Consider the following 13,654-nt stretch of genomic DNA (forward strand, 5'->3'; position numbering starts at 1 on the left):
AGGACGTAACTGACAGAACTTTATTAGCTTGAGCTTAACGCAGACAGGGCGTCTGCTTAATCAACTAAAAAGGAATCTGTATATGCACAGCCTAATGAAAACCTCACTTATCTCCGCTCTTGTTGCCGGCGCTTTAGGAACAACGACCTTAGCTCAAGCCGCAAGTGGCGACTATTTATGGAGCTTTAAAACACAAGGGCAAATCTGGTCATCGATTAAGGTTAACCAGCAAATCGCCTTCTTTGGCAGTGACGATGGTTATTTCTATGCCATGGATACCGAGCGCACTAAGCTAAAGTGGAAATTCAAAACCGATGGCATGGTTCGCTCAACCCCTGCGTTTCATCATCACAAAGTGTATATCACCAGTGACGATGGCTTTTTGTATGCCATTAATCGCTGGAGCGGCCAGCTATTGTGGAAACAAGATCTCCATGACGGCGATGCCATCCGCAACTTACCCGCCAACCAGCCGCCATGGGATTTTGATTACACTAAGTCCTCACCGGTAACTAATGGCAACTTGGTCTATGTGGGTAGCGCCGACCAACATTTTTACGCCTTTAATGCCAGAACGGGTGAGCTGGTATGGAAATTTAAAACCGGTGGCAGCATTCGCTCTACCGCGGATGTTGAAGGCAATATGGTCTACATCAGCTCTTGGGATGGTAAAACCTATGGCCTCAATAAGCACACAGGTGAGCTAATCTGGTCCCATACCAGTGGCGCGCCGATCGTGTCCGATCCCCTGGTTATCGACGACAAGGTGATCATTGGCTCTCGCGATGCCCACCTCTACGCATTAGATGCCGCCACGGGCGCCGTGAGTTGGGATTATCCGTTCCAAGATTGGTCATGGATAGAGTCTTCGGCCATTGAAGGCGAAAACGATGATGTCTTTTACATTGCCAGCTCAGATTCAAAACGTCTGATCAAGTTTGACGCCGACTCAGGCCAAGAGATCTGGAGCTTTGACACTAAGGGCTGGTCATGGGGCACACCAAAACTGGAAGATGGAGTGGTTTATATTGGCGCAACAGGCGCGGATGAATATTGGACCCCGGTCAACCGCGGCTTTTATGCTGTGGATGCCGAAACCGGAGAGCAGTTATGGCAATACCAGCCAGACGCCAGCAAACAGCCTTATAAAGACATCGTTCACGGCGGTGTGTATGGCACGGTAGAAGTGAAGCACGGTAAGGTATTTGTACCGGATTTAGACGGCTACATGCACGTATTTGAGCAGTAATCACACCAAGGCATTGGCAGTGGCACAGACCACTGCCTAGCTTGTAAAATTACCCTGCGTCAAAGACAGGTTCACCTCGAACTGCCCTATTGCTTCAAAACTCTCCCCCATAGGCAACCTCCTCAGTGCAGCCAATGCCTCTACATCTTGTGGGGTTAGGTGTTCCAATTTCACGTTTGTTTTCGCCTGCTGTGTTGTCATCATTAGGGTAAAACATACTCAAACATGATCACGCCATTATCATCGGCCTCTTGTGCTACAAAGCCTAATTTTTTTAACAGCTTAGTCGAAGCTAGATTGCCTTGGTCAACGCCACCAACCAACTTGTGCCAAGGGGTTTTTCGCGCTTCAATCATCAAGCCTTGTAGCAATTCAGTGGCTAGCCCTTTACCCCAGCTCGCTTGCCCTAACACATAGCCGATATGCGCCACGTTATCCGCCATATGAATAAATAAAAAGCCAATCACCTCATTAACATTAGTTTGCACCCGCAGTAAGCGGCTTTGCGCCAACATCTGCTCCAGCCAAACCTCAGCCGCCGCTAATGAATTAACGTCATGAAAATAAGGCGGCAACGCAGCAACTACGGTAGGTGTTAAAATTTGGGGGACACAAGCCAACAATTGCGCGCGCTCGTCGCTCGGCATATGCGCGTCAACTTCAACCACGTTTAGCCGTGAGGTGGTAAAGGATAGGGTCATGTTTTGCTCGTGGTTAGTTTGATGTCTGCTCCTGCTTCTTAATGCCGTGTTTTCTAGATCCGCATGAACATCGGCATCACCTTGCTTTGTTGTGGGTGGTTATATTAGCGTTATGCATTGGCCACTTTCTGCATCCTGAGGATGCCTTCTTCGATTTCTTCATCATGATTGACCACAACAACCTTGAAATCACTCGTTACTTTAAGATTTCTAAATACATCGCTAGCAGCTAGTCGATTTCCTACTTTAGAAGCCATAATCATGAAATCTTCTATTGGCCATTCTCCATGATCCCATTCGTCTTCAATCCGCATCATTTTGTCTAAAATGTCCTTTTCATGAACCGACCAAATATCGCTAAAGAATCTATCGTCCTGCTCCAACTCATCGATAATGTCGAAGTATTTCTCCCAGCCACCAACATCCCATCGTGCATCACCATCTGATGCATCCAGAGACTCTATTGAGTTAAAGTGAAGTAAAACCTGCCCATATTCAGCATTCGTATCTATACACATGGCATAGAACGTATCATCATGACTTTGATTGGAGAATCTCTTTATCGATTCAAATACCCCTTGAAAAAGAGCTTCTTCATATTCTTCCCACATGAAAACACCTTTACTTTTAAACACGTTCTCCCTTCATACATAACAGCGCTGTACTTTTAATAATTCAATATAGCAACCTAAGCATAAATTACTTTCTAACTTTTAATTTGCGATTATATATCAATAAACTAGCCAACATGAACAAAGCCAAGCTTTGACCTCTCAATAATGCCAAAAGCCAACCGAGCCCTAAAATTGGGTCTGGGTTGGCTCGATTTTAGCTAAAATTTCTAACTACCCGCTTGCTGGCGCAGGGTGGTGACGGATTCATAGCCGACTCCCCAGTTATCGGTATCGACCTCTTCGATAAGCACAAAGGTAGTAGCGGGATCTTTATTGAGCACTTTTACCAGCAGCTCAGTGGTGCCAGCAATTAGCTGCTGCTTTTGCGCCGCACTCACGCCCTCTTTGGTCACTTTAATATTTACATATGGCATCGTCTTTCCTTACTGTTTAGCTGGACAAAATGGGTTATTGGCATACTGTTTGGAAACAATTTTCCATTGCCCTTGTTCACGTAAAAAGCCTAAAAAATCTAGGTACTGCTCGCCAAGCAGCGGGCAACTTAGCTTGGCAAAGGCTTGCTCACCACTAAGCTCAATTGACAAGATTTGATAGCTAAATGGATGGCCCAGTTCCTGCGGCACGGGGCGACTAGCGACCAACTCAAGCCACTGCACCTTACTGCGACGAATGCCCGGTGCAAATAGGGTGACATTGTCATCAAACAAGCTGTCTAGCAGCTCGGTATCTGCGCTATGTAAGCCCTTAAAATAGTTAGTAATCATGGCTTCGATGATGGCAGAATCAGAATAAGTGTCTGCCATCATCAAGCAGCCTCTTGTTCAGCTGCAAGGGCAGCGATATAACTGCTGCGTTGACGCACTTGCTGCAAGAGCGCTTGGGTTTTTGGCCCAATTTGAATGTCTACATTGAAATATTGGCCCCACGTTTCATACACGCTTAGCAGTATGTCCGCTGGCGTCAGGCACTCGCCAGCAAGGTAAGGTTGATGTTGTAAGTTGCGCTCAACCAGAGCCCATAGCTTATTGATCCCCTCCGCTGCGGCCTGCAGAGCCGTGCTTTGCGCTTCGCCTTCGGGTAAGGCTGCGGCTAGAAAAAACAACTTGCTGTACGCCGGATGCACGGTCGCATTGGCAAATAATAACTGCTCAATGGCGGCTTGCTTGGCAGTGGCATCTTGCGGTAATAAGTCGCTGGGATGGTTTTGCAGTAGATGCAAAATAATCGCCGCGCCTTCGGTGATCACCTGATCGTCATGACCCAGTGCGGGCACGGCGCCAACGGGGTTGATCGCTTGAAAATCAGTAACATGGCTGCGATTGATTAAGGTAAAAGGCTGGTTTAGCTCGCGCAAAATAACCTGAGTAGCCAGAGAACAAGCGCCGGGTGAAAAATAGAGTGTGTACATGGTTAACCTCTGTTTTGCTGTGTGATTGATTTAAATACACTATAAATGGCGCCATTGAAGTGATATATAGCTACAGTGAGTCAAGTCTTATTCCCAAATGGAAACAATCAACATGGATAAGTTAAAAGCGATGCAGCTTTATGTTCGCGTGGTTGAACTGGGCAGTTTTTCCCGCGTGGCCGAGCAATGTGGCAGTAGTAAATCAATGATTAGCAAGCAAATTAGCCAGCTTGAACAAAGCCTAGGGGTACGCTTGTTACAACGTTCGACACGCCGCTTACAAATGACTGAATTGGGTGAAGAATACCTTGAGCGCTGTCGCGAGATTTTAAAACGCCTTGAAGACACCGAAGTGCAACTGCAAGCCTCGCAACACTCTGCTAAGGGGCGATTGCGCATTAACGTGCCGATGGCGCTTGGCTCCACCGTGCTCGCACCCGCCTTGGCGGCGTTTATGCGACAATATCCAGAAATAGAATTAGACATAGAGCTCAGCGATATGGCGCAGGATTTACTTGAGCATAATTTTGACCTTGGCTTGAGAGTAGCCAGCCGCGAGTTTGACTCTGCCTATGTCGGCAAAAAAATTACCGAGTTCAGTTACAGTATTTGCGCAGCCCCAACTTATTTAGCCGCTCATCCCGATATCCAGACGCCACAAGATTTGCAGCAACATCCTTGTTTTGAATACAGTTATTTTCGCCATAAACACCTCTGGCCGGTAGGCGATGCCCCCATTCCTATCGCCGGCCCTCTAAAAGCCAACAGCTCGGTATTTTTGTTGGAAATGGTCAAGCAAGGGCTAGGGATCGGCTATATCCCTAGGTTTATTTGTTACCCCGCCCTGCAAGCAGGTGAGGTGGTCGAAATCCTCAATGATGCCAGCAAACCCTCCATGACCCTATTCGCCCTCTACCCTGTGCGCCAATACACACCACCTAAGGTCAAGTATTTCATAGCGTTTTTGGAGAATTGGTTTGAAGAGCATCCGTATAGGGACTCGGCGCTTTAAGTGGCAGAGAAAGAAAGTCAGAGCGCTTCGCTGCAACTCAATTGTAAGGTGATCTTTATTCCAACATAAAATCGCCGCATGCGGTGCCTTGATGGTATTGCATTTGCCAACGATCACCGACTAACACCCATATCGAAGAACGCTTGGCAAAATGGCTTTGATTGCCAAGCACATCAACCCAAACCGTTTGATACAGCAACATCTGCACCGAAGGCGCTAAAGCAATGCATTGAAAACCTTGAGAATGCACATAACCATCAGATCGCCGCTCCGCCGCCATCATTGCAATGATACTCTGGTAATCATAACTGGTTCCCGACTCCCCTACTTCTTTAAAATCAGGGTGGAGCAAACGTTCAATTTCAGCCTTATTTTGTCGCGTGTCGTATTGGTGTAAGGCAATTTCTTGTTCGATTAAAGTTCTCATTTTTCAATGCTTGTCCTATCCAAATAGCACATATCCTCGGGTTACCCTCGGGCTAATGCCCTTGGGTTAGTCTGCCACCAACATCTTGGTTTGAGTGGAACATCATCTACCACGGTGATCGCACATTCATAGCGAATTTGAGGCATCCGATGATTTAATATACCCACTCTGCCGTGTTTATCACGCTTGAAATCCCGTATAAAATGGCCGCATGCCACTACGTGGACTACCAAATAACTTGTACTAATTTAAACGCCTTGCAGTAATAACCGAAAAATATCTAGCGCTATAAATAAAAACGTTGAGCAAATTTACTCAACGTTTTTAATCGGCTTTGTTTGTCTTAAGGCTATACCGCTTTGGTGTAGCTCATGCTCCCCGCCGTGACGCAAATCTGCTTAGAACCATCCACTGTGTATCTCAAACTGATTTGGGTCTCTGCTTCCAAAGGCTCAACTTCATCGTTTTTAGTGACGGTAAAGCAATCTCCTACACGCTTAATTTGTACCTCAGGTACTGGCTCAGCCGTCGGCAGCGGGGTTGGCTCTGCCGTCGGTTCTGATGTTGGCGGCACTGAAGGCTCAGGGGTTGGAGCCGTTGAGCTACCGCCAGAGCCCCGACAAGCCCCCAGCAACAAAACCAAGGCACCAATGAATATGAGTTTAAAGTTAATCATATATTATTCCTTAAAATATCAACTTCTGATTGATGTCTGTGGTTATGGTAATCACGAGTTCGCCTTGCTCAGATGCCACCGCGACCTTAGCACCTGCTTGATAGTACAAGTCGGTGATAGGCTCTGCTTCTTCTATAACGGTATCCGAGTCTAATAGCTGGAAGAGTACGCGCACGCTGTTGTCTGACGCAACCTCGATTTTGACGCGAGTGGTACTGTTTTCAGGCAGTTCTCTTTGCTCACCGTTAAAGGTAAAGCTGCCTGATACAGAATTTTGCTTCGAGGTAATGATGACCTCACCATTGGCTGCAACGTCTAAGCTCCCCCCTGCTTGCTTCACCTCAACTTGACTTTGCTCTTCTCCTGAGCCAATGGTCACCCGGCTTTGACCTGTCACATCTACTGTCGCCGTGATTGGCAGTCCATTAGGCAGCTGAGATTGCAACTCGGTGTTACCTTGCTTGGAAATAGCAAGCTGACTGTTTGCCAAAGCAACATTCAGCTTACTCACTTCACCCTCAGGGCTTGCCACCTGAACTTTCGCTTCGCCACTACTTAGTGAACTTGTGATCACCGTTTGTTTTGTTTCGCCCTCCACTTCTGACTCGGCTTTGGTGGTGGTTGATAGGGTGCCATCTGCCAGCATTTTGGCCTGAGTATCTATGATCTCAGATTTAAAGCTGGTCGTTTGACCGTTAGCCGAAACTTCACCTCCGACCTCACCGGTATTTGTAATACTCGAACTTAATGAGTTGGTTTCACCCTGATTATTGGTCACCACAACCTCAAGGCTGACTTTATCTTGCTCAACAATTCGAACAGGGATGAGTGACGCGTCAGTACTGATTTCAGCAGCAACACCGTTGCCGTTCTGATTATCAGTGGCTGGCACCGTAATAACCCTCTCCGTTTCATCGGAATCTACTGAAGCGTTATTGTCGACAAAAAAGTCATCAACGGGCTCAATGGTTGGCTCTGGTTCTGCCGTTGGCTCTGGCGTCGGGGCTAGTGTCGGCTCTGACGTCGGTGCTAACGTTGGCTCTGACGTTGGTGCTACCGTTGGCTCTGACGTTGGTGCTACCGTTGGCTCTGACGTCGGTGCTAACGTTGGCTCTGACGTTGGTGCTACCGTTGGCTCTGACGTCGGTGCTAACGTTGGTTCTGGCGTTGGCTCTGGAGTCGGTGCTAACGTTGGATCTGGCGTTGGAACAGGCGTCGGCGGCGTGATCACCGGAGTCGGACTTGGTGTTGGCGTTGGCGTTGGCACAATATAGCTAACCGTTGCCACATTAACCGTTACTGATGTGTTTTCAACCACATCTTGCGCATTAACAACAAAGTTATTAGCGCCAGAGTTGAGTGGCACGGAATCAAAGCTCCAAGCATTTGCCGTTACGTTAGCAGAAGCAAGGGCCGTGCTGGAATCAGCGACACCATTGTTATCAGTATCAGCGTAAAGCTTCACTGTTACCCCATTTTCCGTGTGAGTGCCTGCAATACTGGTCGTGCCGCTTGAAACCGTCACATCGGTCACCGGAGTTGTCACAACAGGCGATTCAGGTGCGGTGGAGTCTTCGGTAATGGTCGCCACATTGATCTGCGCTGATTCTTGTGCATTACCAAAGTCAGCAATCACCACGTAGTTAAACACGGTGTCATCCGTTAATGTGGCATCAATGGACCAAACTCCAGAGGCCACAACAGACGTTGCCACCGCTGCGCCGCCATCAGCAACGCCGTCATTGTTAGCATCTTCAAATAGGGATATCGTGACACCATCTGTGGTATAGGTCCCCTCTATCGTTTGCGTCGTTGCATTAACCATGACGGCTGATGCTGGGCTGGATACTTTAGGTGCGACCTTAGACACTGTGATGGTATTGCCCGTTGTATCACTGGTATCACCCGCGGTTTTATTGCTGATAAAGTCGTCTGCTGCTGATAGGTTATACGTTTGAGCATCTGACGCCATGGTTCCCGTTTTATCCAGCAGAGCATCCACCGCGGTTTTATCTGAATCTGATAAGATCACGGTAAACTGAGTCGCTGAATCCAGCTCAACATCTGCGCTATCGGTTAACGTATAGCTAGCACCGTCGCCTCCTAAGCCAACAAAGGTCAACGTCGACACATCAACATCGTTATCGGCACCGGATTGAGTTTCGAAGTTAGTTCCTGTAACGACTAAACTGCCGGATTTAGCATCGTAGGTTGCCGAGGTTACCGTAGGCACTGGGATGTTGATCGCTGTAGTGGTATTGCCTGTAATATCAGAAATATCCGCACTACTGGCCGCCCCCGTCATCCAGTTATCTGCGGCAGCAATATTGTAACTTGTACCGCCATCAGAGCTAGCACCATTAATGTTTAGCAAAGCATTAACATTGGTTAGATCTGCTCCCGATAGGGTGAAGCTAAAGCTGGTCTCAGAAGTAATCTCCACATCTGTAGCGCTGGTTAGGGTGTAAGTCGCACCTCCCTCACCGGTAAAGGTAAGTCTAGATAAATCAATATCGTTATTGGCACCCGGTTTAGACACAAAATTTGCGCCCGTCACCGTCACCGTCCCAGTGGCCGCATCATAAGTAATAGACGTAATCGTCGGATTCACCACATCACTGACGGTCACCGCAGTGGTCACGTCACTTATGTCTGTTGCTGCTAACACACTTGGCATCCAATTATCCGCTGCCGCTAAATTGTATGCTGTTGCGTCATCTGCACTCAGACCATTTTTATTCAGTAAGCCGTTAACGTGGACTTTATCCGCTTCACCTAACACCAAGGTGAATTGAGTCGCGGAGCTGATTTCAATGTCGTTTGTGTTGGCAAGCGAGTAAGTTGACCCGCCCTCTCCTGTTAACGTCAAGAGAGATACATCAAGGTCATTATCAGTCCCAGCTATTTTTCTGAAATGAGTACCTGTTACCTGCAAGGTACCGGTAGCGTAATTGTACGCAGCAGAGGTAATGATCGGAACAGTAACGTTGCTGACGGTCACCGCGTTTCCTGTTGCGTCTTGAATATCGGCCGAAGGCGCAGCGCCCACCGCCCAGTTGTCTGCTGCCGCTAGATTATAAGTTGTCCCTGAATCTGAGCTTGTACCCACTTTATTGAATAAACCATCCACGTTTAGCTTGTCAGCAGCATTAAGTGTCAAGGTGAAACTGGTATCAGAAGTCACTTCAACATTCGTACTGGTTAATGTGTAAACGTCATTATTGTCGCCAGTTACCGACAACTGACTCACATCAATGTCATCCCCGCTGGCACGCACCAACTCAGTTCCCGTCACAACCAGCACCCCTGTCGTCGCATCGTAAGTAGCAGAAGTAATAGTTGGCGACGCTACATTGCTGACTGACACACCGTTTAAGGTTAAGTCCGCAATATCCGACGAATCTGCTGCCCCACTCAACCAGTTATCGGCCAGTGCCAGGTTATAAGTTGTACCTGAATCGGCAGAGGTACCGTTTTTATTGAGCAAGCCATTGACGATCAATTTGTCAGCGGCATTAAGAGTCACACTGAAACTGGTTGCATCGGTCACCTCAACACTGTTTGAAGTCAGGGAATAAGTGCTGCCACCTTCACCCGTTAAGGTTAGCTTGCTAACATCAACGTCATTACTTGCGCCAAGCTGTTTGCTAAAGTTGGCACCTGTGACCGCTAATACCCCTGTGCTTGCATCAAACGTGGCAGAGGTTACTGTGGGCATGGCTACATTGCTGACATTAATGGTTGCCGCTCCATCCAAAATATCAAGACTACTCGCTGCGCCCGCCATCCAGTCTTCTGCAGCAGCAAGATTGTAGGCTTGACCACTGTCAGATGTAGCGCCGTTTTTATCCAGCAAGCCATTTACATTTAGCTTATCTTCTGCGCTTAACGTGATGGTAAATTCAGTGTCTGACGTGACGTCTATATTAGTTGCATTGGTTAACGTATAAGTTCCCCCACCGTCGCCGGTAAAGGTAAATGCATTAACGACAACGTCATTATTGGCGCCTGAAACACTGCTAAACCCGCTCCCTGTTACCACTAAATCACCCGTGCTGGCATCGTAGGAGGCGGAGGTGATGGCCGGATTGGTATAATTACTAACTGTGATACCGTTACCTGTCGCATCCTCTGTATCCCCAACAGTCACATTAGCGATAAAGTCATCAGCAGCGGCTAGATTAAAGGTGGTCCCATTTTGAGCGCTCGTACCGTCTTTGTTTAACAATGCCGCCACTAACAGGCGATCAACTGTATTTAACGTCACGCTAAAGGAAGTGGCATTGGTGATTTCTACATCACCTGTGGTTAGCGTATAGGTTGCCCCGCCTTCGCCAGTTAAGGTGAGCTTATTAACCGCCACGTCATTGGATGCACCTGATTTCGCTTCAAAGCCACTGCCTGTGACCGTTAATACGCCCGTTGAGAAATCATAAGTCGCCGAGGTAATAATCGGCACAGGAACATTACTGACCGTAATGCCGTTACCGCTTGCATCGACAACATTAGCAGACGCAGCCGCTCCAGCCATCCAATCTTCTGCTGCATTTAAATTATAAGTCACCGCATCTGAAGATTGAGTGCCATTAGTATCCAATAAGGCATTGATCGCCGCTTTATCGGCACTGTTTAACGTGACACTAAAGCTGGTTCCACTGGTAATTTCGACATTGGTTGTGGTCAAGGTGCGTGTGCCACTGCCCAGCCCAGTGACTGTTAACTTGGTCAAATCGACATCATTGGTCGCACCCGGCTTTTTAACCATGTTGCTGCCGGTCACCGCTAACACACCGGAAACATAATCATAGGTGGCCGAGGTGATGGTTGGAAGTGTGGTACCACTGGTCGTGACGCCGTTGCCTGTGGTGTCGGCAATAGTCGCATTGCTTGCTGCACCGGCCTGCCAATCTTCGGCACCGGCAAGATTGTAGGTGGTATTATCACCCGAAGTGGTCCCGTCTTTATTCAACAAACCATTGACATTCAGCCTGTCAAAAGCATTTAACGTAACGGTAAATTGGGTTTCTGAATCGATTTCAACATTGGTCGAGGTTAAGGTGTAGCTATTACCGCCTTCCCCATCCAACCTTAATTTCGTGACATCAATGTCATTGGCCGCACCAAACTTATTTGCAAAGCCAGTGCCTGTTACGACCAAGGTGCCGGTCGAGGCATTGTAGGTAGCCAAGGCAATACTCGGCACCTGAACATTGCTGACGGTAATTCCGGTGGTGGCATCAGCAATATTCGTGGCTGGGTCCACGGCGGCCATATAGTCCTCAGCGGCATTGAGGTTATAGTTAGTCGCGCCATCATCGGCCTGAGTACCGTCTTTATTCAGTAAGCCATTTACCGCCAACTTATCGGCCGCATTTAACGTGACACTAAAACTGGTGGCGTCTGTGATGTCAACGCTACCTGAGGTCAAGGTGTACCCATTGCCGCCTTCCCCCGTTAAGGTCAATTTAGTCACATCAATATCGTTATTCGCGCCGACTTTATTAACAAAGTTGGTGCCGGTTACTGTTAGCGCCCCTGCTCCGGCATTGTACGCAACACTTGTAACAGTGGGCGCCGTTACATTGCTGGTGTTGATAGTGGCTGCTGCGTCTGCGATATTTTGATTGGCCGCCCCGCCAGCCATCCAGTTATCGGCAGCGGCTAAGTTATAGGACTGCCCACTGGCTGCATTTCCGCCATTCTTGTTTAAAATACCATTAACGTGGTATTTGTCGGTTGCACTTAAGTTAAAGGTAAAGGTCGTCGCATTAGCCACATCAACATTGGGCGTGTCCGTTAAGGTATAAGTATCACCGCCATCGCCGGTAAAGGTAAAAGTATTGGCAACAACATCGTTACCTGCACCGCTAATGGTACTAAAGCCAGTGCCCGTTACGACTAAAGCCCCCGTACTGGCATCATAGGTCGATGAAGTAATTGTTGGATTGGCGTAATTACTAACGGTAATGCCATTGGTAGCAATGGCTGTATCTCCAGCGGTGATGTTAGTAACAAAATCGTCGGCGGCTGCGAGATTGTATGTTGTGCCATCATCTGCTGTGGTGCTGTTTTTATTAAGTAAAGCAGCTACTCTAAGTTTATCGGCAGTATTTAGCACAACTGTAAACTGGTTCGCACTATCTATTTCTACATCGGGCGAGGTCAGAGTATAAGCCGAACCGCCCCCCCCTTCGCCAGTGATGCTAAGATCACTAACATCGATATCTGCCCCAGCACCATTAGCCTCAAAGTTAGTACCAGTTACAACTAAGTTACCATTACTTGAGTCATAGGTGACATTAGAGATTGTGGGGGTCGCTGCAGGAGCCATGTGATTAGATAAGGTAAAAGTTGATATACCGTGATTACCCTGCCCACTGTCGGCCCCTCCAGAACAGACAGTAACCGTGAATCTATTTATCGCTTTACCAGTTATATTTGTGATAGATAGTGCGCCGTTATTTGCATCTGTCTTACTGGTCGTATTAGTGCCTGTTGAGGCATTGTTTGAGGCATAAAAACCTTCGATAGTAACATCACAGGCAGCGGCACCACCATAGGTAGTCATTGACAAACTATCAAGCTGAAAACTATAAAGTGCATTGGTGTCATATATTGTAAAAGTAAATGTTGCTTCTGCGTCGTCACCCGTAATATACAGCGCCGTTGTCGAATAATCCGATACTTGATAAGGTGCATTTAACGATAAATCGCCATAATTAACAGGGGTAGTACAGTAGCCTGTATCACAAAACTTATGACCAGGATAATTTGTAGTAAAAGCCAGCACGTGATTAAAATCTTTTAATGCCAATTCACTAAAGGGATGGTTACTTTTTATGTCACCTCGCTGAATTTCAAGATCCCAGTCAGCCAATTGCTGAGCATTACCGGTTTTGTTACTAGAGGCAGCTACATCAACATTGGCACTGCCGGATATAAGTTCAAGTAAACCCTCTCCCTTTGCCGTTTTGGCCAGATCACAACCGTAGATGAGTACATCGGCACCATCTTTCATGGCGTTATCTAATGCGGCTAGTGTTTCAACTTCTTTCTTTAATTGCTGCTCAGTAACACTGCTATTACCTAAATAAAGCACGCCATCATCGGCGTGAGAGACAAGGTGAAGAGCCTCTAAACTTTTGTACTCATTAAGAATAACTTTTAGTTGAGCTAGCCCATCTTCGTCAATGCTGATCTCTCTAATATCAACACCGGGCTTTTGCTGCCGATAGAAAGTTGATTTATCAGGAACAGCCTGATCTATAATCACCAACTCTTTAATAGAGCCTGAAGCTTCCAATACCAACTCAGTAGTTTCTACCGATTGAGGGCTTTTAGCCGAAACAATATTATTGTCGCTTGCAAAATGAACATTTAGTGGTTCTGCGACATATGCTTTCAACTGGTTGCGCTGGTAACTTCCGTATGCCTGCGGGGGGGCTGCATATAAGCCTAAAGGCACCAATAAAGAAGTTATTCCATTAAAGAGGTGGCTATTCATAATAATCCTGTTTTTGTTATTTTGCTCTATAACTAACTGGCA

10 protein-coding genes are annotated in these 13,654 nt (G+C 47.3%); 2 read left to right on the top strand and 8 right to left on the bottom strand.

Annotated features, from left to right (window positions below):
* The first annotated feature begins 82 nt into the window (after positions 1 to 82).
* Positions 83 to 1,249, top strand: coding sequence for a PQQ-binding-like beta-propeller repeat protein (locus tag K6Y21_RS06805; protein ID WP_233071029.1), 1,167 nt, complete (start codon positions 83 to 85; stop codon positions 1,247 to 1,249).
* 203 nt (positions 1,250 to 1,452) lie between these two features.
* On the opposite strand, the gene K6Y21_RS06810 is transcribed toward K6Y21_RS06805, so the two are convergent.
* The 5 genes from K6Y21_RS06810 to K6Y21_RS06830 form a co-directional block, all read right to left on the bottom strand.
* The gene (locus K6Y21_RS06810; RefSeq protein ID WP_233071030.1) at positions 1,453 to 1,950 is read right to left on the bottom strand and encodes a GNAT family N-acetyltransferase; all 498 of its coding nucleotides are present in this window, start codon (positions 1,948 to 1,950) and stop codon (positions 1,453 to 1,455) included.
* A 110-nt stretch (positions 1,951 to 2,060) separates the two neighbouring features.
* Entirely contained in the window at positions 2,061 to 2,561 is a 501-nt protein-coding gene (locus K6Y21_RS06815; RefSeq protein WP_233071031.1) for a hypothetical protein, read from the bottom strand.
* 230 nt (positions 2,562 to 2,791) lie between these two features.
* Positions 2,792 to 2,998, bottom strand: a complete 207-nt coding sequence (locus tag K6Y21_RS06820; protein ID WP_233071032.1) for a 2-hydroxymuconate tautomerase family protein — start codon at positions 2,996 to 2,998, stop codon at positions 2,792 to 2,794.
* Positions 2,999 to 3,007: 9 nt separating this feature from the next.
* A complete protein-coding gene (locus tag K6Y21_RS06825; RefSeq protein ID WP_233071033.1) occupies positions 3,008 to 3,391 on the bottom strand; it encodes a nuclear transport factor 2 family protein in 384 nt (127 codons plus the stop codon).
* Positions 3,391 to 3,993, bottom strand: coding sequence for a glutathione S-transferase family protein (locus K6Y21_RS06830; protein ID WP_233071034.1), 603 nt, complete (start codon positions 3,991 to 3,993; stop codon positions 3,391 to 3,393). Before K6Y21_RS06830 ends, K6Y21_RS06825 begins: the two co-directional genes overlap by 1 nt.
* A gap of 112 nt (positions 3,994 to 4,105) precedes the next feature.
* Between K6Y21_RS06830 and K6Y21_RS06835 the strand changes: the two genes are divergently transcribed.
* Complete coding sequence (locus K6Y21_RS06835; RefSeq protein WP_233071035.1) at positions 4,106 to 5,005, top strand: LysR family transcriptional regulator; 900 nt, start codon at positions 4,106 to 4,108, stop codon at positions 5,003 to 5,005.
* Between the two features lie 55 nt (positions 5,006 to 5,060).
* Here K6Y21_RS06835 and K6Y21_RS06840 read toward each other — a convergent pair whose 3' ends face one another.
* From K6Y21_RS06840 to K6Y21_RS06850, 3 genes are all read right to left on the bottom strand, one after another.
* Positions 5,061 to 5,432, bottom strand: coding sequence for a nuclear transport factor 2 family protein (locus K6Y21_RS06840; protein ID WP_233071036.1), 372 nt, complete (start codon positions 5,430 to 5,432; stop codon positions 5,061 to 5,063).
* A 349-nt stretch (positions 5,433 to 5,781) separates the two neighbouring features.
* A complete protein-coding gene (locus K6Y21_RS06845; RefSeq protein WP_233071037.1) occupies positions 5,782 to 6,108 on the bottom strand; it encodes a hypothetical protein in 327 nt (108 codons plus the stop codon).
* A 10-nt stretch (positions 6,109 to 6,118) separates the two neighbouring features.
* Entirely contained in the window at positions 6,119 to 13,612 is a 7,494-nt protein-coding gene (locus K6Y21_RS06850) for a DUF4347 domain-containing protein (RefSeq protein ID WP_233071038.1), read from the bottom strand.
* Positions 13,613 to 13,654 lie beyond the last annotated feature (42 nt).

Origin of the sequence: Motilimonas eburnea, from assembly GCF_021295345.1 — a bacterium.
Taxonomy (GTDB): domain Bacteria; phylum Pseudomonadota; class Gammaproteobacteria; order Enterobacterales; family CBDFNC01; genus Motilimonas; species Motilimonas eburnea.